At 71.0% G+C, this 20,416-nt stretch carries 25 protein-coding genes and 1 tRNA gene; 14 read left to right on the plus strand and 12 right to left on the minus strand.

Translation table 11 applies throughout. From position 1 onward, the window contains the following. The first annotated feature begins 18 nt into the window (after positions 1–18). From ACVW00_RS03865 to ACVW00_RS03880, 4 genes are read left to right on the plus strand one after another with little or no spacing between them, the layout of a single operon-like run. A complete protein-coding gene (locus ACVW00_RS03865) occupies positions 19–711 on the plus strand; it encodes an LOG family protein (RefSeq protein WP_457113068.1) in 693 nt (230 codons plus the stop codon). Next, positions 708–989, plus strand: a complete 282-nt coding sequence (locus tag ACVW00_RS03870; protein ID WP_457109587.1) for a DivIVA domain-containing protein — start codon at positions 708–710, stop codon at positions 987–989. Before ACVW00_RS03865 ends, ACVW00_RS03870 begins: the two co-directional genes overlap by 4 nt. Further along, positions 986–1,402 carry a hypothetical protein gene (locus ACVW00_RS03875; protein WP_457109588.1) on the plus strand — a complete coding sequence of 139 codons (417 nt, stop codon included), beginning with the start codon at positions 986–988 and terminating at the stop codon, positions 1,400–1,402. The genes ACVW00_RS03870 and ACVW00_RS03875 overlap by 4 nt, the downstream gene beginning before the upstream one ends. After that, positions 1,399–2,172, plus strand: a complete 774-nt coding sequence (locus ACVW00_RS03880; protein ID WP_457109589.1) for a M14 family zinc carboxypeptidase — start codon at positions 1,399–1,401, stop codon at positions 2,170–2,172. The genes ACVW00_RS03875 and ACVW00_RS03880 overlap by 4 nt, the downstream gene beginning before the upstream one ends. 3 nt (positions 2,173–2,175) lie before the next feature. On the opposite strand, the gene ACVW00_RS03885 is transcribed toward ACVW00_RS03880, so the two are convergent. Then, the gene (locus tag ACVW00_RS03885; RefSeq protein ID WP_457109590.1) at positions 2,176–2,991 is read right to left on the minus strand and encodes an enoyl-CoA hydratase-related protein; all 816 of its coding nucleotides are present in this window, start codon (positions 2,989–2,991) and stop codon (positions 2,176–2,178) included. Then, positions 2,988–3,812 carry a PaaX family transcriptional regulator gene (locus ACVW00_RS03890; RefSeq protein WP_457109591.1) on the minus strand — a complete coding sequence of 275 codons (825 nt, stop codon included), beginning with the start codon at positions 3,810–3,812 and terminating at the stop codon, positions 2,988–2,990. Before ACVW00_RS03890 ends, ACVW00_RS03885 begins: the two co-directional genes overlap by 4 nt. Before the next feature lie 153 nt (positions 3,813–3,965). Here ACVW00_RS03890 and ACVW00_RS03895 point away from each other — a divergent pair, with 153 nt between their 5' ends. The 3 genes from ACVW00_RS03895 to ACVW00_RS03905 all read left to right on the plus strand — a co-directional run bounded on the left by ACVW00_RS03895 (position 3,966) and on the right by ACVW00_RS03905 (position 6,085). Further along, complete coding sequence (locus ACVW00_RS03895; protein WP_136594384.1) at positions 3,966–4,133, plus strand: DUF3117 domain-containing protein; 168 nt, start codon at positions 3,966–3,968, stop codon at positions 4,131–4,133. Between the two features lie 72 nt (positions 4,134–4,205). Beyond that, a complete protein-coding gene (locus tag ACVW00_RS03900; protein ID WP_457109592.1) occupies positions 4,206–5,711 on the plus strand; it encodes a leucyl aminopeptidase family protein in 1,506 nt (501 codons plus the stop codon). After that, positions 5,708–6,085: a hypothetical protein gene (locus ACVW00_RS03905; protein WP_457109593.1), complete on the plus strand. Its 378-nt coding sequence runs from the start codon at positions 5,708–5,710 to the stop codon at positions 6,083–6,085. Before ACVW00_RS03900 ends, ACVW00_RS03905 begins: the two co-directional genes overlap by 4 nt. Here ACVW00_RS03905 and ACVW00_RS03910 read toward each other — a convergent pair. Beyond that, entirely contained in the window at positions 6,082–6,480 is a 399-nt protein-coding gene (locus ACVW00_RS03910; protein WP_457109594.1) for a flagellar export chaperone FliS, read from the minus strand. The two genes, ACVW00_RS03905 and ACVW00_RS03910, sit on opposite strands and share 4 nt — an antisense overlap. Beyond that, positions 6,477–7,355, minus strand: a complete 879-nt coding sequence (locus tag ACVW00_RS03915) for a sigma-70 family RNA polymerase sigma factor (RefSeq protein ID WP_457109595.1) — start codon at positions 7,353–7,355, stop codon at positions 6,477–6,479. The genes ACVW00_RS03910 and ACVW00_RS03915 overlap by 4 nt, the downstream gene beginning before the upstream one ends. Positions 7,356–7,572: 217 nt before the next feature. Between ACVW00_RS03915 and ACVW00_RS03920 the strand changes: the two genes are divergently transcribed. Next, positions 7,573–8,004, plus strand: a complete 432-nt coding sequence (locus tag ACVW00_RS03920; RefSeq protein ID WP_457109596.1) for a hypothetical protein — start codon at positions 7,573–7,575, stop codon at positions 8,002–8,004. A 7-nt stretch (positions 8,005–8,011) separates the two neighbouring features. Here the strand turns inward: ACVW00_RS03920 and ACVW00_RS03925 are convergent, their stop codons facing one another. Beyond that, entirely contained in the window at positions 8,012–8,650 is a 639-nt protein-coding gene (locus ACVW00_RS03925) for a response regulator (protein ID WP_457109597.1), read from the minus strand. Positions 8,651–8,832: 182 nt separating this feature from the next. On the opposite strand from ACVW00_RS03925, the gene ACVW00_RS03930 reads away from it, so the two are divergent. Both ACVW00_RS03930 and ACVW00_RS03935 read left to right on the plus strand, forming a co-directional pair. Next, complete coding sequence (locus ACVW00_RS03930; protein ID WP_457109598.1) at positions 8,833–9,201, plus strand: hypothetical protein; 369 nt, start codon at positions 8,833–8,835, stop codon at positions 9,199–9,201. A gap of 76 nt (positions 9,202–9,277) precedes the next feature. Then, positions 9,278–9,973 (plus strand): metal-dependent transcriptional regulator, encoded by a 696-nt coding sequence (locus ACVW00_RS03935; protein ID WP_457109599.1) that lies wholly within the window; start codon positions 9,278–9,280, stop codon positions 9,971–9,973. 31 nt (positions 9,974–10,004) lie between these two features. On the opposite strand, the gene ACVW00_RS03940 is transcribed toward ACVW00_RS03935, so the two are convergent. Next, complete coding sequence (locus ACVW00_RS03940; protein ID WP_457109600.1) at positions 10,005–10,277, minus strand: DUF2277 domain-containing protein; 273 nt, start codon at positions 10,275–10,277, stop codon at positions 10,005–10,007. A gap of 52 nt (positions 10,278–10,329) precedes the next feature. Beyond that, the gene (locus ACVW00_RS03945) at positions 10,330–12,351 is read right to left on the minus strand and encodes a beta-propeller domain-containing protein (RefSeq protein ID WP_457109601.1); all 2,022 of its coding nucleotides are present in this window, start codon (positions 12,349–12,351) and stop codon (positions 10,330–10,332) included. Positions 12,352–12,407: 56 nt separating this feature from the next. Between ACVW00_RS03945 and ACVW00_RS03950 the strand changes: the two genes are divergently transcribed. Then, a complete protein-coding gene (locus tag ACVW00_RS03950) occupies positions 12,408–13,580 on the plus strand; it encodes a saccharopine dehydrogenase family protein (RefSeq protein ID WP_457109602.1) in 1,173 nt (390 codons plus the stop codon). Positions 13,581–13,793: 213 nt separating this feature from the next. Here ACVW00_RS03950 and efeB read toward each other — a convergent pair whose 3' ends face one another. The 4 genes from efeB to ACVW00_RS03970 all read right to left on the minus strand — a co-directional run bounded on the left by efeB (position 13,794) and on the right by ACVW00_RS03970 (position 17,482). Continuing rightward, entirely contained in the window at positions 13,794–15,092 is a 1,299-nt protein-coding gene (gene efeB / locus ACVW00_RS03955) for an iron uptake transporter deferrochelatase/peroxidase subunit (protein WP_457109603.1), read from the minus strand. Beyond that, positions 15,089–16,261 (minus strand): iron uptake system protein EfeO, encoded by a 1,173-nt coding sequence (gene efeO, locus ACVW00_RS03960; protein ID WP_457109604.1) that lies wholly within the window; start codon positions 16,259–16,261, stop codon positions 15,089–15,091. The genes efeB and efeO overlap by 4 nt, the downstream gene beginning before the upstream one ends. A 43-nt stretch (positions 16,262–16,304) precedes the next feature. Next, positions 16,305–17,165, minus strand: coding sequence for an iron uptake transporter permease EfeU (gene efeU / locus ACVW00_RS03965; protein ID WP_457109605.1), 861 nt, complete (start codon positions 17,163–17,165; stop codon positions 16,305–16,307). Between the two features lie 244 nt (positions 17,166–17,409). Continuing rightward, positions 17,410–17,482: transfer RNA gene (locus tag ACVW00_RS03970), tRNA-Arg, on the minus strand. A gap of 179 nt (positions 17,483–17,661) precedes the next feature. On the opposite strand from ACVW00_RS03970, the gene ACVW00_RS03975 reads away from it, so the two are divergent. From ACVW00_RS03975 to ACVW00_RS03985, 3 genes are all read left to right on the plus strand, one after another. Continuing rightward, a complete protein-coding gene (locus ACVW00_RS03975; protein WP_457109606.1) occupies positions 17,662–18,819 on the plus strand; it encodes an LCP family protein in 1,158 nt (385 codons plus the stop codon). A 73-nt stretch (positions 18,820–18,892) separates the two neighbouring features. Further along, complete coding sequence (locus ACVW00_RS03980) at positions 18,893–19,822, plus strand: NAD-dependent epimerase/dehydratase family protein (RefSeq protein ID WP_457109607.1); 930 nt, start codon at positions 18,893–18,895, stop codon at positions 19,820–19,822. After that, entirely contained in the window at positions 19,819–20,028 is a 210-nt protein-coding gene (locus ACVW00_RS03985) for a hypothetical protein (RefSeq protein ID WP_457109608.1), read from the plus strand. The genes ACVW00_RS03980 and ACVW00_RS03985 overlap by 4 nt, the downstream gene beginning before the upstream one ends. A 20-nt stretch (positions 20,029–20,048) precedes the next feature. On the opposite strand, the gene ACVW00_RS03990 is transcribed toward ACVW00_RS03985, so the two are convergent. Continuing rightward, complete coding sequence (locus ACVW00_RS03990; RefSeq protein WP_457109609.1) at positions 20,049–20,402, minus strand: MscL family protein; 354 nt, start codon at positions 20,400–20,402, stop codon at positions 20,049–20,051. Between the last annotated feature and the right edge of the window lie 14 nt (positions 20,403–20,416).

Genomic DNA, 20,416 nt, shown 5'->3' on the forward strand with positions numbered 1-20,416 from the left:
GTCAAGCGCAAGGGCCCGATGTTCCTGCGCGACGAGCAGATCGATCTCTCCACCACCGACCAGCGGCTGCTCGACTCACGCGGCTCGAGCGACTGGCTGCACACCGATCCGTGGCGGGTGCTGCGCATCCAGGCCGAGTTCGTGGAGGGCTTCGGGGCCCTGGCCGAGCTGGGGCCCGCGATCGCGGTCTTCGGCAGCGCCAGGACCGCTCGTGACGACCCCTACTACGCGCAGGCGGTCCAGCTCGGCGCATCGCTGGTCCGCGAGGGCTTCGCGGTGATCACCGGTGGCGGCCCGGGTGCGATGGAGGCGGCGAACAAGGGCGCCGCCGACGCCGGCGGGGTGAGCGTCGGTCTCGGCATCGAGCTGCCCTTCGAGGAGGGCATGAACGACCACGTCAACGTCGGCGTGAACTTCCGCTACTTCTTCGCGCGCAAGACGATGTTCGTGAAGTACTCCCAGGGCTTCGCGGTCCTGCCCGGCGGGATGGGCACCTTCGACGAGCTGTTCGAGGCGGTCACGCTGGTGCAGACGCGCAAGGTGACGTCGTTCCCGGTCGTGCTGATCGGGGTGGACTACTGGAGCGGCCTCATCGACTGGCTGCGCGACACCGTGCTGGCGAACAACAAGATCGGTGCCGCGGACCTCGAGATGCTGCAGCTCACCGACGACGTGGAGGAGGCGGTGTCGATCATGGTGGCCGCACGATGATGTGGTTCTTCGCGGTGCTCGTCGTCCTCGCGCTCGGTGGCGTCGCCGTGGTCGCGGCAGGCACGGGCGCCCCGCTCGCCCGCGCATACGACGACCGGCCCGATGCCGTCGTACCGGTCGACCGGCCGCTGACCGGTGCGGACCTGAGGGCGGTGCGCTTCTCCACTGCGGTGCGCGGCTACCGCGCCAGCGAGGTCGACGCCCTCCTCGACAGGCTCGCGGCACAGCTCGACACGTCCACGACTCGGGAGCCGGGTTCGGGCACACTGAACCCGTGACTCCGCAACGCGTCGCCTTCGTGCTCACCGCACTCGCGGCGGTCGTCGTCGTGCTCACCCGGGTGCGGATGGCGTCCCGCGAGGAGGAGGCGGCGGGCCGCGTCGACATCCCGAGGGGCCTGGTCAACGTGCACACCCTCTTCGGGGTGCTTGCCCTCGGGTTCTGGGGCACCTACATCCTCGCCAAGGTCGACAGGCTCTACGGGTACGTCGGGCTGGCCTGCTGGTGGGTCACCACGGCTGCCGGGCTGCTCATCCTGCTGCGCTGGATGCCCGCCCGCGGCCGGCACGCATCCGGACCTGCGGCGGACTCCTGGGGAGAGGGCCCCGGGCTGTCGATCCTGGGACACGTCGGGCTGCTGGTCGGCTCGGTCGTCTGGACCTACCTGCTGGTCGCGGACAAGCTCACGTGACCCGGCGACTCTCGGGACTCGCGGCATCGCTGCTCCTGCTCGCCCTCCTCACGACGGTGCTCGTCACCCCGGGTGCGGCAGAGGCTGGCCCGTCCGGCGACCGTCAGGCGCGCTCGGCGGGTGCCGCCTTCGAGTCACGCGTGATCGGCCGCACCGTCAAGGGCCGGCCGATCCGCGCCTGGCACCTCGGTGATCCGGCGTCGCCGGTGAAGGCAGTGTTCATCGGCACGATCCACGGCAACGAGGCGTCGCCCGCCCGGATCCTGGAGGACCTGCGTGACGGGGCGCCGGTCACCGGCGCGGACATCTGGGTGGTGCCGTATCTCAACCGGGACGGCTACGTCCGGCACACGCGCAAGAACGCCCACGGGGTCGACCTGAACCGCAACTTCCCGGTCAGCTGGATCCGGCAGCACGGCACCTACAACTCGGGGCCACGGCCGGCGTCGGAGCGGGAGACGCGCGTGATCATGCGCTTCCTGAAGGCGGTGCGGCCGTCGTACGTGGTCAGCTTCCACCAGCCGCTGTTCGGCATCGACGACTCCTACGCCAAGGGGCACGTGTTCGCGGGCATCCTCAGCCAGGACCTCGGACTGCCGATCAAGGTCTTCACGTGCAACCACCGCTGCCACGGGACCCTGACGCAGTGGTTCAACAAGCGCCTGCCGGGAGTCGCGCTCACCGTCGAGTACGGCGCCCGGATGACCTGGGCGCAGAAGCACGTGACCGGTCCGGCCGGCCTGCTCGCCTCCGTCGGGGCCGCGCGCTGACGGTCAGCGTCCCTGGAACGTCGGCTTCTCCTTGGCCACGAAGGCCGCGACCGCGTTCCGGTGGTCCTCCGAGGCGCCGGTGAGGTTCATCTTGTCGGCCTCGAAGACGAGTGACTCGACCAGGTCGTGGCTGCTGGAGTAGTTCACCGACTGCCGCATGGCGGCGTACGACATGGTCGGGCCGGAGGCCAGCTTGGCGGCCAGGGTGGCGACCTCCTCGGTCAGCTGCTCGTCGGGTACGACGGAGGTGGCCAGACCGAGCTCGAGCGCCTTCGCGGCGGCGATCGTGCTGGGGAAGTAGAGCAGCTCGATCGCCTTGGCGCGACCGACCAGCCGGGGGAGTGTCCACGAGGCGCCGGTGTCGCAGGACAGAGCGACGCCGGGGAACGCGAGGTTGAACCCTGCCGACTCGGCCAGCACGCGCAGGTCGCAGGCGAACGCGAGGCTCGCGCCGGCTCCCGCGGCGACGCCGTTGACTGCCGCGATCACCGGCTTCGGCATGGTCGCCAGCGCGGTCACCGTCGGGTTGTAGTGCTTCTCGACCGTCGTGAAGAGCTCGTCGGAGCTGCCGCTCTCGAGCAGCTGGACGTGCTCCTTGAGGTCCTGGCCGACGCAGAACGCGCGTCCGCTGCCCGTCAGCACGACGCACCGCACACGGTCATCCCCGGCCGCCTCGGTGACCGCGTCGCGGAGCGCCTCCTTAGTCGCGATGTTCAGGCTGTTCATCGCGTCCGGCCGGTTGAGCGCGATCGTGGCGACGCCCTCCACGAGGTCGTAGGTGACGGGCTCGACGCGGTCGATCGGGTGGGGGTCGGTCATGTGCGGGCTCCTGCAGCGGTCGGGGTGAGGCACTGGTCGATGAAGCGGTCAGCAGCGGGGAGGAGGCGTTCGGCGTGCTCGTCGAAGAATGCCGCAGCGCGTCGTCCGGACCAGTCGCGGGGCAGCAGCGAGTCGGGCAGACCGGGGTCGCGGAACAGGAACTTCCGCCAGCTGTGCACGAGCTCGGAGCGTACGACGAACGCGGCCACGTCGCTCGAGGGAGCATCCTCGACCGGCCCGCGTCCTGACGACCCGACGAGTTCGGCCGCGTCGGCAAGCCAGGCGTCGTAGTCCCGGCCGAGCCCGCCGACGTCGAACGCGTCGAGCACCAGGCTGACCGGAGTGATGTCCGATGTCGTGAGGGAGAGCGACTCGAGAGCCTCGTCGTGCAGCAGCTGGTCGACCTCGACCGAGGCGTGCGGGCTCACCCACGTGCTGTCGCTGATCGGCGCCATCCCGAGGAAGCGCAGCTGGCTGCGGACCCGTTCGCGTCGGGTGCGATCACCGATCGGGGTGAGCACGCGGACGTGCCACCGGCCGTCCCAGTCGGTCGCGGTCCGGTAGATGCGGCTCCCGGCCTGGTCGAGCCGGACGCGCGCGCGTTCGGTGACGGCGTAGCCGGGGACCGGCCCTCCCGGGCCGTCGACCTCGATCGCCTCGAGCCAGCCCTGCGCCACCATCCGGGAGATCGCGGTGCGCACCGCGGGCGGTCGGGCGCCGAGCGGCTCGAGCAGCCTGATCAGCGTCGCCACCGGCGCCTGACCGCCGCGATGGAGCAGGTGGTCGCCGTACAGGTCGAACAGCGCGGAACGTGCGTGCACAGCTCAGAGTGTGCCTCACCGGCGGCGGCGCCCTTCGAGTGCACGATTGTCCGCCGTCGGTGGTCATGGGGAATAATGGACCGGGACAGCGTCATGGACAGCGTCAAATGTTTGGGGCGGCGCTCGGATTCACGCAAAGAAAGAGGTGTGCGCATGGCGGCGATGAAGCCGCGGACCGGCGACGGGCCGCTCGAGGTCACCAAGGAGGGTCGGGGCATCGTGATGCGGGTCCCGCTCGAGGGGGGTGGTCGACTGGTGGTCGAGCTGAACGCCGAAGAGGCCGGCGCACTCGGAGAGGCACTCAAGAACGTGGTCGGCTGAAGAAGCCCCTGATCATTCGCAGGCCCCCGGCACCCGCAGCGGTGCTCGGGGGCCTTCGCGTATTGTCGCTGCGTGCCGAAGCCGACCGCCGCCTCACCGACGTTCGCGCCCCCGGTGTTCCGGCAGACCGCACAGGCGCCGTCGCGGAGCGGCACCTCCACCGTCGCGCTGGCGCTCCTGGACGACGACGGTGAGCTCGCGCTGGGTCCCGGTGCGGCGGAGCTCTCCGAGGACACCGGGCTCGACCTGCTGTCGTTGCTCGAGCCGTTGCGCCCGGGTGCCGCTGCGGGCGAGCTCACCACCCTGTCGGTGCCCGGCTTCGTCGTCCACGTCGTCGGGGTGGGCGACGCGGGGACGACCGCGCTCCGCCGGGCCGGAGCGGCGCTCGCGCGCGCTGCCGCCGGCGCCGAGGTCGTCGCCTCGGCGGTGCAGGCGGTCGCCGACGAGGAGGGCGTGGTCGCGTTCGTCACCGGCGTCGTGCTGGGCTCGTTCCGGTACTCCCTGCGCTCGGACGACGCGGACCTGCCGGTGCGCAGCGTCATGCTGGCGTGCGGTCCCCAGCTGGAGCCCGAGGCGCTCGAGCGTGGCGAGGCGATCGCGCGTGCCGGCTGGGAGGCGCGCCGGCTCGTCACCGTGCCGTCCAACATCAAGACCCCCGGCTGGCTCGCCGACGAGGTCGTCCGGATGGGCGCGGCGAGCGGCCTGAAGTCCCGGGTGTGGGACGCCGACCAGCTCGAGAAGGAAGGGTTCGGCGGGATCGTCGCCGTCGGCCGCGCCTCGGCGTCGCCGCCGTGCCTGGTGCAGCTCGAGTACGTGCCGGCGAAGACGCGGCGCGCGCGCCACGTCGTACTGGTCGGCAAGGGGATCACGTTCGACACCGGCGGCCTGTCGATCAAGCCCGCCGAGGCAATGAAGAACATGAAGCGCGACATGACCGGAGCGGCCGTGGTCGCCGCGACGATGTGCGCGCTGAGAGATGTCGGCTCGCCCGTGCACGTCACGGGGCTGCTGCCGATCGCGGAGAACTCCATCGGCGGAGACGCGCTGCGCCCCGGCGACGTGATCCGTCAGTGGGGCGGGCGGACCACCGAGGTGACCAACACCGACGCCGAGGGTCGCCTGGTGCTCGCCGACGCGCTCCAGTACGCCGCGACGAAGCTCAAGCCCGACCTGATGATCGACGTGGCCACGCTGACCGGTGCGATGAAGGTGGCCCTCGGCCTGCACACCGGTGGCTTCTTCACCAACGCCGACGGGATCGCCGAGCGCATCGAGCGGGCAAGCGTCGCGTCCGGCGAGAGGATGTGGCGGATGCCGCTGGCCGAGGTCTACGAGTCGCTGCTCGACTCCCGGATCGCGGACGCGGACAACGCTCCCGGCCGCGCGCAGGCGATCACGGCCGCGCTGTTCCTCCAGCACTTCACCGGTGGCCTCCCGTGGGCACACCTGGACCTGGCGTCGGTCGGGGACGCACTGCAGGACAACCACGAGTGGACCAAGGGGCCGACGGGCTTCGGCGCCCGGCTGCTGCTGCACTGGCTCGGATCGCCCGATCCGATGGAGGGAGTCGACCGATGAGCACGATGTCCGGACTGACCGTGCGGTGGTCGCTCGCCGACGCTCCGCACGGCGTCGAGGCCGCCCTGGCCGACTACGTCGCCGAGACCTCGCACGCTCGCTTCAGCACCCTCGAGGGGCTGCGGTTCAAGACCTGGCGGATGCGCCCGGGTGAGTGGTTCGAGGGGTGCTACGTGTTCGTCGACGACGCCGCCCGGGACGCGTTCGAGGAGTCCTTCCGGACGACGGCCGCTGAGTCGCCGGGCTCGCAGCTGATCGGATCCGCGCCGATCATGATCGAGCCCTGCACGATCGTGGCCGTCGCCGAGGGTGCCGCCGGGTTCGCGGCACCTCCTCGCTACGAGGCGACCAGGTCCGAGGACTTGCCCGTCTAGGCGCTGCGACGCTCGGCCGCGGCCATCGCCAGCTCCTCGACCGCTTCCCGCCAGCCCATGCAGAGGTCCGTGACCAGGCGCAGGCACTCGTCGGTGACAGCCGTGTCGAGGCCGACGCTGGCCATCACCAGCCGGCGGTGCAGGAACTCGTAGAGCGCGGCGAGGTCGTAGCCACCGCGGTGCTCCTCGACCCGCATGCTGCGCTGCAGCTCGCTGACGATCTCGAGCGCGTGGGTCAGATGCCCCATCGTCTCCTCGCGGTTCTCGCGTCGCTGCGCCTCGAGGCCACGCTGGACGTCGAGGACGAGCCGGTCGTAGACCATCAGCAACAGCTCGGCCCAGTTCGCCCGGTCCATCGCGCTGTCGACGCCGGCCATCATCTCGATCTCTTTCATGCGAGCCTCCGGTTGTCAGCGCGGACCGGGTCCGCCGAGCCGCTGCCGATCAGCGGATGGCGTGCCTGGCCCGAGCGGTGTGCCGCGTGGCGGTTCGCCACGGCGGCGAAGTAGTGCTCGCGGCGGCGTGCCGCGGCACCGTCGGGACGGGCATGGGGGACCACCCGAGTGGGCTCCAGCTCGCGGTTGAGTGCGTCCCGCAGGAGCACCAGCGCCTCTGCCCGCATCTGGGAGACGCGTGACTCGGTCACGCCCAGCTCGGCGGCGATGTGGCACATCGGCCGCTCTCCCAGGAAGTACTCGGTGATGACCACGCGCAACCGCTCGGGGAGCTCGGCGACCGCCTCGACCAGGTAGGTCAGCCGCTCGCGGTGCTCGACCTCCTCCTCCGGTGTCGGCCTGTCCGAGCGCAGCAGCGTGTCGGGGGCCAGCTCCTGGAGGCCCTCGACGGAGAGCACCTGGGCGCGGTGGACGTCCTCGTCGTTGCGGTCGATCTCGGCCACGCTCATGCCGAGCGAGTCTGCGAGGTCGTGGCTGGACGCTGTGCGGCCGAGGGTGCCGGCCAGCTCGGCCCTTGCCGCCGCCACCTCACGGGCCCGGCGGCGGACCTGGCGCGAGGCCCAGTCCGACGCCCGGAGCTCGTCGACGATGGCGCCGCGGACCCTGGTTGCGGCGTACCGGGCGAACGGGACGCCGCGACCCTCGTCGAACGACCTGCTCGCCTTGACCAGCGCCACGAGGCCGGCCGACATGAGGTCGTCGCGGTTCACGTGGCTCGGGACCCGGCCCATGGTCTCCAGGACGATGTGACGCACGAGCGGAACGTGGCTCGTGGCCAGTTCGTCGGTCGCGTTGGTGCCTCTGATCTCCCTCATGCCTCCACTCTGCGCGGCATTTTGTCCGATTCATAGTGATTTCAGCACATTTGCACGAGCGGTCCGGGACATGGGGACCAAGGGCCCGCCGGGCGATGGCTCGATCAGGCCACGCCCGGGCGTGGCGGCCCTTCGCCGCCCGTTGTCCTACAGATGGCGGCGCCCGAGCCGATGGGGACGGTGAGGGCACACCGGGTGGCCCGGACCGAGGAGCGTCATGGACTCGCTGGCACAGGTGCTGCGGCACGAGCGCGATCTGCTCGAGACGCTGCTCTTCCGGCTCGACGAGGCGGCCCTCGTGGCGGCGGCGGACGGCGCCCGCTGGTGGGTCCGCGCGGCGTACGACGTCGACGCCGCGGCGACGACCGTCCGCCGGACCGAGCTGCTCCGTGCCGTCACCGCGGTCGACGCCGCCCTGGAGCTCGGGCTCGAGCCGGAGGCGACCCTGCGCGCCCTCGCGGCGGCCGCCGACCAGCCGGACCGGAGCGTGCTGCTCGACCACCGGGAGGCGATCCGGACGTTGTCGGCCGAGATCGCCGGCGCGATGCAGCGCCTGCGCTTCGCGGCGAGCGGCCCGCACGTGCCGCCGGAGGCACGCCGCCAGGGCATCGGCTGCGAGCTCCCCGGCCTCGAGGCGTTCCTGCGCTGACCTGGGCTCAGCGAGGCAGCAGCCGCGAGGCGAGCAGCGCCGCCTGGGTGCGTCGCTGGACGCCGAGCTTGGCGAGGATCCGGGTGACGTGGTTCTTGACGGTCTTCTCGGCGAGGTAGAGCCTGACGCCGATCTCGCGGTTGGTCATGCCCTCCGCGAGGAGGGCGAGGATGCGCAGCTGCTGGTCGGTGAGCCCAGCGAGCGGGCGCGGCTCCTGGCCGCCTTGCTCCATCCAGTCGATCATCCGCCTCGCCAGGGACGGATCGACCAGCGAACGGCCGCTGGCGATGGTCCGGACCGCGCTGAGCAGCGTGGCGCCCTCGACCTGCTTGAGCAGGTAGCCGACGGCGCCCGCCTGCATCGCCTGGACGATCGCCTCCTCGGACTGCTCCGAGGTCAGCACGAGCACCCTCGTCTCGGGGGAGAGCACCCGCAGGTCCCGGCAGAGCTCCAGGCCCGAGCCGTCGGGCAGCTCGTCGTCGAGGACCAGCACCCGGGGCGCGAGCGGTGGCACCAGACGGCGTGCGTCGGAGACGGTTGCGGCCTCGCCGACGATCTCGATGTCCCCCTCGGACTCCAGGAGTGCCCGGACGCCCTTGCGCACGATGTCGTGGTCGTCGACGAGGAAGACGGACAGGGTGCTCACGCAAGGATTTTGGCCCGCCCGCACGACCCGGGGGTCCGGAATGCGCAATTCGCCTACCGAATCGGGCAAACGGTATAGACCGGGCCGGGCAGACACCCCCAAACCGGACGTAACCTACAGGTATCCACCTCGTTGTCCATGACGGCACCACCGGAGGGGTGGAGAACAGGGAGGCGGGCACAGTGGAGCTCATCGACATCGAACTCTCGGAGTTCACCCGACGGAGTCGCTCGGTCGTGCTCGCGCACGGCGACGTCGATCTGGCCCGCGGCCTCGAGTACGGCGAGCGGGTGCTCCTGCGCACCGACGGCGAGTACCGCACCGCGGTCGTCGCGGACATCGACTTCACGCCCACCGACACCCACTACCGGCTGATCCTGGGCGGCCTCGTGCCCGCCGAGCTCGCGCTCGAGCGCGCAGGTGTCACCGGTCCCTCGGTGTCCGGCAGCGTCTCGGTGCGCGACATCGCCGACATGCTGACCCAGTCGGGGGCCGGACAGCGGATCCCGATGCAGCGAAGCTCGGCGGAGCGTCTGCTCTTCGACCGCTGACGCTGCGGATCGCGCACGCTGCCGGCCCCGACCAGCGCCGGGTCGGCCGCGCACGTGCCCCTGACACAATGGTGCGGTGAGTGACCTCATCGACACCACCGAGATGTACCTCCGGACGATCTACGAGCTCGTCGAGGAGGGCATCGTCCCGCTGCGCGCCCGCATCGCGGAGCGGCTGCACCAGAGCGGGCCGACGGTCAGCCAGACGGTGGCCCGGATGGAGCGCGACGGTCTGCTCACGGTCGAGGGTGACCGGCACCTCGAGCTGACCGAGCAGGGCATGCACCTGGCCACCCGGGTCATGCGCAAGCACCGCCTCGCGGAGCGCCTGCTGGTGGACGTGATCGGCCTGGACTGGGAGCTCGTCCACGCCGAGGCCTGCCGGTGGGAGCACGTGATCAGCGAGAGCGTCGAGCGGCGGCTCCTCGACCTGCTGGGCCATCCGACGGAGTCGCCGTACGGCAACCCGATCCCCGGCCTCACCGAGCTGGGTCAGGCTCGCGACGGCGAGGCGTTCATGTCCGGGGTCGCGCCGCTCAGCGAGGTCGCCGGGCCGGAGTCCAAGAGCGTGCGGGTCAGACGGATCTCCGAGGAGATGCAGAAGGACGAGGACCTCATGGGCGTGCTGCGCAGGATCGGTGCCCAGCCGGGTGAGTCGGTCGCGGTCGTGGCCACCGACCAGGGTGGCGTGATGCTCGGCAGCGGCGGTGAGTCGGCCGAGATCGTCGGCGAGGCCGCCGACCACATCTTCGTGACCGCGCTCGAGCGCTGAGGCCAGGTCGGTCGTCGACGACGAAGACCGCTCAGGCGCTCGCGTAGCGCTGCTCGGCGCGGGCGCGCGCCTTGGCCGCCTCGATCTCGCGGTTCTTCGGCGGCGCGGTGCTGGTGAGGTGGTCGAGCAGCTTCTCGGTCACCGCGGCGACCTCGGCGACGGCGAGGTCGAAGGCCTCGCGGTTCGCCTGTGAGGGCTTCGTCGTCCCGCTGACCTTGCGGACGTACTGCAGCGCCGCGGCCTGCACCTCGTCGCGCGAGGCCGGCGGCTCGAAGTTGTGGAGGGTCCTGATGTTGCGGCACATGGTCCGAGCCTACGACGGATGCTCACCGACCACGATCGCCCGCGAGCCGGGGTCAGCCGACATCGAGGACGCGGAGGTGGTCGTCGACCAGCGCGACCCGACCGTCCTGGAGGGGCAGCGTCCGCGCGTTCCAGCCGACACCGGTGGCCACGTCGCGCGTGGTCAGCGTGCCGTCGTCCGCCACGTGGAGTGCGACCACCCGGCCGCCCCCGCTCGTCCAGCTCTGCACGGTCGTCAGCCCGGTACGCCGATCCGGCAGCCACGTGAATGCCCGCGGGTCGTCGAGCGCGCTGAGTGAGGACTCGCCGAAGGCCTGCCTCGAGAGCTGCTTCGGGTCGGCCAGGTCGCCGACGTCGAAGACGGCGGACTGCGACCCCAGGCTCCGGCCCTGGTCGGTGGCCGCCACGCCGAGCGCGAGCAGGAGGCCGTCGCCGATCGGGTGCAGGTATCCGGAGTAGCCCGGGAGCTTGAGCTCGCCGATCTCCCTCGGGTGGTCCTGGTCGGACAGGTCGATCGTGTACAGCGGGTCCATCTGCCGGAACGTCACCAGCACCGCGAAGTCGTCGAACCAGCGCACGGACTGGATGTTCTCGTCGATGCCGAGGTCGTCGACCTCTCCGGTGGGCACGAGGGCCCCGTCCTTCTCGGACAGGATCGTCACGCCGTTGCGGGTGTGCTGCCGGGTCTCGCCGTTGCTGTCGGTGATCGTCCCCGACTGGTCGCGCGTCCAGGCGACCCGGAGCCGGCCGTCGTGCTCGTCCAGCGACCAGCGGTCCCGGACGGTGCCGGTCACGTGGCCCGACGCGACGTAACGGGTCTGGTCCCCGTCGAGCGCGAAGGCGTGCAGCTGGGTGGTCGCCTCCTGCGGGCGGACGGGCATCGGCTCCGCAGCGTCGGGCGCGGGCATAGGGCCGGTCATCGGCGCGTCCATCCCCCGCCACACCCTCGGGTCCAGCCGCGTCGAGGTGACGTAGAGCCGGTCCGACGACGAGTACACGACCTGCCCGTCGGCCGTCACGCCGACCGACTTCCGCTGACCGGGGGCGCCCACGTCGTAGGTCGTGACCGCGGTCGTCTGCCCGCCCGACCACTCCGTCGGGTGGTAGACGTCCTTGCAGTCCAGCAGCCGGGCGCGTGACCCGGGGGAGCGGTTGTCGATGACCGACGGCAGCCAGTCGTCGATGGTGGTGGCGCGGACCAGGTCCTGGTTGCGGCGGGTCGCGTCCCCCTCGGACAGCTTGGGCAGCTTGGGCAGCCCACGCGGCTCGACACCCGGTGTCGCGAGCTGGGGCGTCGCCCAGCGGAGCTCCGGCCGATCCGTCGAGGTGACCAGGCGGACGGTGTCGCCGTACAGCCGCATCGAGACCAGGGAGCCGGAGTAGGTGTCGTCGTGCACGATCCGCGCGTGGGCAGCGTCGCTGATGTCGACGTCGATGATCCGGGTGCCGGTCGCCACCGGGCCGTAGGGAGTCTTGACGTCACCATCGACCACGCCGCCCGGCATCGGCCCGCCCCACCGCATACCCGCCTGGGAGACGAGCACGTGGTCGCCGGCGAGCAGCAGCTCGCCGCCGTAGACGTCGATGGGGAGCGGCATCCGGCCGAGCTCGCGTGGCTCGGCGCCGGTCACGTCGCTGATGACCAGGGTCCGCTGATCGACCAGGCGCACCACCCGCCGGCCGTCGGTCTTGGCGACGTCAGGCTCGTCGACGTCGGCCTCCTGGGTGTTGGTGCCCGTGCTGCTGCTCGCGCGCCCGTCGGTCGGGCTCTTCTCGGCACCGGCCGCGAGTGGCACGGCGCCCGAGACAGCTCCGGGCATGTCGTCCAGGGCGTACATCACGGGCCCGCTCCACCCGTAGGGGCCGACGTCGTCGACTCCATGGCCGACGTACCAGTCGCGCAGCGCGGCGCAGCTGTCGAACTGCCGCAGCGAGTCGGCGTTCGCCCGGGGTGCGAGCGGATCGGTGATGAGGAGCGTGGCCGAGGTGGCGAACACGCCGCCGGCGACCAGCGCGCCGGCGGTCGCGACGGACGCGAGGCTGCCGCCGAGGGCGACTTTGGACAGGAGACGCATGGGGATGGGACGTGGCTAGGCTGCGAACGGTTCCCCACCCTCCCGAGGAGTACGCCGTGCCCGCAGATCGTGACTTCGACATCGTGCTCTTCGGCGCGACCGGCTTCACCGGTGGGCTGACCGCCGCCTACCTCGCCGAGCACGCGCCCGCCGGGTGCCGGTGGGCGCTCGCGGGTCGGAGCTCGACCAAGCTGGAGGACGTGCGGTCCCGGCTCGCCCGGATCAACCCGGAGTGCGCCGACCTGCCGCTGCTGCACGCCGACGTGGGCGAGCCGGCCTCGCTGAAGGCGGTGGCCCAGTCGACGCGCGTGGTGATCACCACGGTCGGTCCGTACCTCCTCTACGGGGCGCCTCTCGTCGCGGCGTGCGCCGAGGCCGGCACGGACTACGTCGACCTGACCGGCGAGCCGGAGTTCGTCGACCAGATGTATCTGGCGCACCACGAACGTGCCGTCGAGACCGGCGCGCGGATCGTGCACTCCTGCGGCTTCGACTCGATCCCGCACGACCTCGGTGCGTACTTCACCGTGCAGCAGCTGCCGGCGGACCAGCCGATCCGGCTGCGCGGGGTGGTGCGGTCCAACGCGACGTTCTCCGGCGGCACCTTCCACTCGGCTCTCGAGCAGATGTCGCGCCAGCGCACGGCGAAGAAGACCTACGGCGAGCGGCGCAGGAAGGAGGGCCGGCCCGAGGGCCGCAAGGCGCGCACGATCGCCGGCAAGCCCGGCCGCGACAAGGACCTGGGCTACTACCTGCTGCCGCTGCCGACGATCGACCCGGTGGTGGTCGCGCGCTCGGGTGCGGCGCTGGCCCGCTACGGCCCCGACTTCGGCTACAGCCACTTCGCCGGGTTGAAGACGCTGCGCTACGCCGTCGGGGGAGCAGTCGGCGTGGCCTCTCTCGCCCTCGCGGCCCAGGTTCCGCCGGTCCGCAACGCGCTGAAGAAGCGCGTGAAGCAGGGCGAGGGTCCCTCGGAGTCACGACGTGCGAAGTCGCGGTTCAGCGTCGACTTCGTCGGGGAGTCGGGTGATCACAAGGTGCACACCCGGGTGTCCGGCGGCGACCCGGGGTACACCGAGACCGCGAAGATGCTCGCCGAGTCGGCGCTGTGCCTGGCCTTCGACGACAACCCCCCGACGGCAGGGCAGGTCACCACCGCGCAGGCGATGGCCGACAACCTGCTGGCCCGGCTGCAGAAGGCCGGCATCAGGTTCGAGGCGGTCGGCTGAACAGGGCCGCCTGACCGACCCGCCGAGGCGGCGCACATGAAAGCCTCAGACCCGCCGAGGCGGCGCAGATGAAAGCCCCAGACCCGCCGAGGCGGCGCAGATGAAAACCCTGTCTTTCATCTGCGCCGCCTCGATGCGTTTGCGGGTTTCATCCAGGACGCCTCGACGTGTTTTCGACTTTCATCCGCGCCGCCTCGACGGAGGGTGGTGAGATCAGGCGAACAGGGCCTGGCCGACGTACTCGCCCTCGCGTACGCCGGGCGGGACCGCCCACAGCCCCGAGCCGGTGTGCTGGAGGTACTCCATCAACCCGTCCTTCGCGGAGAGCTGGAGCTGCATCGGGACATAGTGCCGATCCGGGTCGCGGACGAACGCGACGAAGAACAGCCCGGCGTCGAGCCGGCCGAGGCTGTCGCTGCCGTCGGTGAAGTTGTAGCCGCGGCGCAGCAGCCGGGTGCCGTTGTTCTGCGAGGGATGTGCCAGCCGGACGTGGGAGTCGAGCGGGATCAGCGGACCGCCGGTGCCCGCGACGTCGAGGTCGGGCTCGGTGAACTCGGTGCCGCCCGAGAGCGGCGCGCCGTGGGCCCGCTCGCGGCCGATCAGCGCCTCCTGCTCCTTCAGCGAGGTGCGGTCCCACGGCTCGACGTGGATGTTGATCCGCCGCGCCACCAGGTAGGAGCCGCCGCTGAGCCACTGTGCACCCGGATCGTCGTCGGGGCCGACCCACACGAACTTCTCGACGTCGGCGGTGTCCTCCGACTTGAGGTTCGCGGTGCCGTCCTTGAAGCCCATCAGGTTGCGTGGCGTCTCCTGTGCGCGGGACGTCGACGACGTCCGGCCGAACCCGAGCTGGGCCCAGCGCATCGCCACGGTGCCGAAGCCGATCCGGGCGAGGTTGCGGATCGCGTGCACCGCCACCTGGGGGTCGTTCGCGCACGCCTGCACACACAGGTCACCGTCGGTGCGCCTCGGGTCGAGGTTGTCGCCGGCGAAGTGCGGGAGCCGGCGCAGCGCCTTCGGACGCCGGGCGCCGAGCCCGAACCGGTCCCGGCCCTCCTTCTCGAACAGGCTCGGCCCGAAGCCGAAGGTCAGCGTGAGGCCGGCCGGCGGCAGCCCGAGCGCCTCGCCCGTGTCCGCCGGCGGCGAGTCGTAGCCGGTGACCTCGCCGGTGCCGACCGGCTTGCCTGCGGTCATCGCCGCGGCGGCACCGGTCCATGCCTCGAGGAGGGCGACGAGCTCCTCCCGGGAGTCGGTGGTCACGTCGAACGACGCAAAGTGCAGCCGGTCCTGGGCCGGCGTGACGATGCCCGCCTGGTGCTCGCCGTGGAAGGGGTAGCCGAGGCCGGCGGAGGGGACCTCGGGCTCGTCGCCCTGGGCGATGGCGACCTCGACGGCTCCGACGGCGGCCGCACCGGCCAGCGCCCCGGCGCCCGCGGCGCCGAGCAGACGGCGTCGCGAGAAGTGGCCCGGGGCAGCCTGCGCAGGCGCTCCGGCCGCCTCCGTCGGTGTCACTGGGTGAGGGCCCCGGTCATCTTCGACAGCGGCTCGGAGAGCGCGTTGACCGCGTCGGAGAGCTCCTTGCGCTGCGGCTCGGTCACGGTGTCGTAGGAGACGAATCCGTCACCGGCCTTGTACTTGTCGAGCAGCGTCTGGAGGGAGTCGAACCGCTCGTCGATCTGCTCCTCGAGCTCCGCGTCCTTCGACTCCAGGATCGGCTCGAGCAGCTCGAACGCCGCCTTCGCCCCTTCGACGTTGGCCTGGAAGTCGTACAGGTCGGTGTGCGACCAGGCCTCCTCCTCGCCCGTGATCTTGCCGGTGGCGACCTCGTCGAGCAGCTCCTTGGAGCCGTTGCCCAGCTGGGTGACGTCGTACGTCGTGGTCTGCACTCGCTCGTGCAGGGTCTTCGTGTTCTCGACCAGGTCGTCGACGAACTTCGCGCGCTCGGCCTTCGTGAGGGCGGTGTAGCCCTTCGCCGGTGGCCACAGGTCCTTCTCGATCCGGTGCCAGCCGGTCCACTCCTGTCCCTGCTCGAGATCGGCCTCACGCAGGTCCATCTTCGGGTCGAGGTCACCGAACGACTCGGCGACCGGCTCGATCCGCTCCCAGTGCATCCGCGCGGTGGCGTAGAGGCCGCGCGCCTTGTCGTCGTCGCCCGCCTTGTAGGCGAGGACGAACTGGGTCGTCTGCTCGAGGAGCTCCTCGGCCTCGTGCTTGACATAGTCGGCGTAGCCGTCGGTGGCGCGGTCGACGTTGGCCTGCTCGGCCTCCGACGCCGTGGTCGCCTTGCCGGAGTCGGTGACGGTGAAGTCGCCGCGGATGCCGTCGCCCTCCATGCCCGGCTTGCAGGCGGTGACGTACTTCCCGGGTGCGGCGGTGACCACGAGGTCGCGGGTGAGGCCCGGCCCGACGTTCTCGACCTCGCCGACGATCCGGACCCCGTCCTCGGCGTACAGGTAGAACTCCGTGACCTTGCTGCCCGTGTTCTTCACCTTGAACCGCAGCGTGCCCGAGCCCGCCTTGGTCGCGGAGAGCTCGCAGGCCTTGCTGGAGGACGTCACGGTGATCGCACCGTCGCCCTTCGGGTCGGACTTGTTGGACTCGGTGAGGCTGCACGCACCCAGCAAGGTGCTCAGCGGCACGGCCGTCAGGGCGCAGGCTGCCACGGTCGGGCGGATCTTCACGGTTGACCTTTCAGGGCGGGCCCGTGGTGGGCCGGCGGTTCGTTCAGCGAGGTGCGACCGGTGTCGGCGAAGCCGCGGGCGCGGGAGTGGCGGGCGTGCGCACGCGGCGCAGGAAGATCAGCAGTGTCGGCACGAGGTAGGCGACCCACGCGATGACCTGCAGCCAGGTCGGGTCCGGCTGGAAGTTGAAGATGCCCTTCAGCAGCGTGCCGATCCACGAGTTCGGGTCGAGCGTGGAGCTGATGTCGAACGCCTTGTGGCGCATGCCGGGCAGGATGCCGGCCTCCTGGAGGTCGTGGAAGCCGTAGGCGAGCACTCCGGCCGCGACGACGATCAGGATCGCCCCGGTCCAGGTGAAGAACTTCGAGAGGTTGATCTTCAGCACACCCTTGTAGAAGGCGTAGCCCATGGCGACCGCGGTCAGGATGCCCAGGAGCGCGCCGAGCAGGGGTGTGGTGGTCGAGCCCTGGTTGTCGGTCGCCGCCTGGGTGGCGGCCCAGAGGAAGAGCGCGGTCTCGAGGCCCTCGCGCCCGACGGCGAGCGCTGCGACGACCGCCAGGCTGGCCCGGCCGGCCTCGGCGGCGACGTCGATCTTCCCGCGCAGCTCGCCGGAGAGGCCGCGGGCGTGCCGCGCCATCCAGAACACCATCCAGGTGACGAAGGCGACCGCGACGATCGACAGGCTTCCGCCGATGGCCTCCTGCGCCTCGAAGGTCAGTCGCCGCGGACCCCAGGTCAGCAGCGCGCCGAAGGCGAGTGAGACCGCGACCGCCACGGCGATGCCGGTCCAGATCCGGGGGAGGAGCTGCCGGCGGTCACTCTTGACCAGGTAGGCGATCAGGATCACCACGACCAGCGAGGCCTCGAGCCCCTCACGCAGGCCGATCAGGTAGTTGGCGAGCACGATCTCTCCGTCGCGTTGGCAGGTAAGGCTTACCTAATCAGTAAACACCGGCCCTCGGAGCGACGGCAACCCGGGCCGCTTGTGCGATGAACCACAGAGACGGGCCGGGGCGCGGAGACCCCGGTGCCGCGCCCCTTGGCCATCGAGCGCTGTGCTGCTCTGCTCTGCGCACTCAAGGGTGCCCCAGGCCAGAGTCGAAGACCTTTCGCCATCGAGCGCTGTGCTGCTCTGCTCTGCGCAAGGGTGCCCCAGGCCAGAGTCGAACTGGCGACCTTTCGCTTAGGAGGCGGCTGCTCTATCCACTGAGCTACTGGGGCGGGTCCGGCGGGCCGGACGGCGTACATCTTGGCATGTGGATTTGGGACTATCGCGGCCTACCTCCACAATGGGGGGTCACGGGAGAGGGAGCGGGCACCGGGACCCGTCGAGATCAGTGGGGTCGAACTTGTCCGACGCAACACCGCGGCACCGGGGTCGTACGCCTCGGACGCGGCGCGTGCTGAAGCGGGTGGGCATCGGCGTCGGCGTCCTGGTCATGGTGCTCTCCGGCGCCGCGGTCGTCGCCTACAAGCACTTCGAGGGCAACATCGGGACCGAGGACTTCCTCCAGGGGCCGCGGCCGACCGAAGAGGTCAAGGGCCCGATCAACGTCCTCGTCATGGGGTCCGACACCCGTGAGGGCGCCAACGGCAAGGGCATCGGGGGCGACACGCCCGGCCTGTCGGACACCACGATCCTGCTGCACCTGTCGGCGAACCGGGAGTACGCGTACGGCGTGAGCCTGCCCCGTGACGCGATGGTCCAGCGACCGGCATGTCCGCGGAAGAACGGCAACGGCGTCGACCCGGGCGGCATCACGCAATTCAACGCGGCGTACTCGATCGGCGGCCCGGCCTGCACCGTCAAGACCGTCGAGAGCCTGACCGGCATCCGGATCAACCACTTCGTGGTCGTCGACTTCGTCGGCTTCCGCAGCATGGTGAACGCGATCAACGGCGTCACCGTGTGCGTGCCGACGACGGTCAACGACACTGTGGGGCACATCCAGCTGCCGGCCGGCACCTACAAGGTCAACGGCCAGCAGGCCCTCGACTACGTCCGGGTGCGTCACGACCTCGGTGCGCCGACCGGCGACATCGGCCGGATGAAGCGGCAGCAGACCTTCATCTCCGCGATGATCAAGAAGGTCGTGTCCGCCGGCACCCTGGCCAACCCCGTCCGGCTGCTGAAGTTCCTCAACGCCGCGACCAACTCGCTGACGACGGACCCGGGCTTCGCGAACCTCAAGCAGCTGGCCTCGCTCGGCAGCTCGCTGAAGGGGATCGGCCTGGACAACATCAAGTTCGTCACGGTGCCGTGGCAACCGTGGCCCGAGGACCCGAACGCGCGCGTCGAGTGGAAGCCCGAGGCGAGCCAGCTGTGGAAGCTGGTCCGTCGTGACAGGCCCTTGACCGCCGAGTTCGACACCGACGCGGTGACGCCGGGCAGCGCGAGCGCCGCCACCGCAGGGAGCAGTCCGACGTCCACGCCGACAGGCACGTCCAGTGGGTCACCCAGCGGGTCTGCCTCGGCCACCCAGTCGCCGTCCTCGACGTCCACGCAGACCGAGGAGCAGCAGAAGGCCGCGGCCCACGCAGCGGGTCTCTGCACCTGACGATGCGGGTGGTCCGGCCGCCCGCCTCCGCCGCGCGCGGCGTGCGGGGCGAGTTGTGCGTTATCGGTTCGTTATGCAAGATGGGCAGGTGCGGGTTGTCGTGTCCGGGGGGACGGGGGTCATCGGTCGTGCTGCCGTGCGCTCTCTCCTCGCCGCGGGCCACGACGTCGACGTGCTCTCCCGTTCTCCGCAGAACACCGCGCTGATCCAGGACCTCGGTGCGCGTCCGCGACCTGCCGACCTGTTCGATGCCGCCAGCCTCGAGGCCGCCTACCTGGGCGCCGATGCAGTCGTCAACCTCGCCTCCCGCGTGCCGGTCGGGTACTCCGCCGCGTGGCCGACGGCCTGGCGGCGCAACGACGCGCTGCGCACCAAGGCGGTGGCCAACGTGGTCGCCGCTGCGCGTGCGGCCGGTGTCCGCCGGCTCGTCCAGCAGAGCGTCAGCCACCTGTACGCCGACGGGGGCGATGCGTGGATCCGGGAGCAGGACCCGATCGAGATCACCCCTGCGACCGAGCCGGCCGCGGTCGGTGAGTCGCACGTCCTCGACTTCGGCTCGAGCTCACGGGCCGGCGTGGTGCTGCGCTTCGGGACCGTCGTCGGGGACGACCCGACCACCCGGTTCCTGCTGAAGGCGGCGGCCAACAAGCGTCCCGTCGGCATCGGCCGCCCCGAGAACTGGTCGCACCTCGTGCACACCGACGACCTCGGGCCGGCGGTCGTCGCCGCCCTGCACGCGCCACGTGGGGTCTACAACGTCGGCGCCGAGCCGGTGCTGCGGGGCGAGCTCGTGGCCGCCTACGCCAAGGCGGCCGGAGCCGAGAGCGGTGCCTTCATGGGTCCGGTCCTGCGCCGCCTGGCCGGTCCGCGGGTCGAGCCGCTGACGCGATCGCTGCGGGTCAGCTCCGACCACTTCTCGGCCCAGACCGGCTGGACGCCGCGGCGCCCGACCTTCGACGCCGCCTGGTTCGACGCGGCGGCCCTGCCCGCGGCCGCGCGATGAGTGACGAGCCGAGCTCACCGGACGCCACCCGGGCGCGGGCCCGCGCCGAGGCGAAGCGACGTCGCCGGCTGGCCGAGATCTTCGGCGACGTGATCCCTGAGCAGACCGGGGACGACGCCGACGAGGGCGGAGCCTCGGACCGGCGTACCGAGGAGAAGGCGCAGGAGGACTGGCTGAGGAGTCAGGTCCCCCCGCACCACGGCTGACCGCCTCAGACCGGGACCCCTCAGACGGTGCCGTTCCGGGTGGCGAGCAGGTCGCGGATCTCCTCCAGCAGCGCGATGTCGGCGGGCTTGCCCTCCTCCTCCTTGGGGAAGAACCGCTCCTTGGCCTTGGTGTAAGGCACCACGACCAGGAAGTACACGACCGCTGCAAGGAGGACGAACGCGATCACGGCGTTCAGGAAGGCGCCGAAGCTCTGTGCATCGGTGCCGAACACCTTGTGGGCGGAGTCGGGCATCAGGCCCGTCAGCCACTCGGTGAAGGTCTTGACGACCACACCGAAGGCACCGGCGACGATGAACGCGACGGCGATCTCGACGAGGTTGCCCCGTAGAAGGAAGTTCTTGAAGCCGGTCATGTGACCTCCTGGGC

The sequence above is a fragment of the Marmoricola sp. URHA0025 HA25 genome, assembly GCF_054059435.1.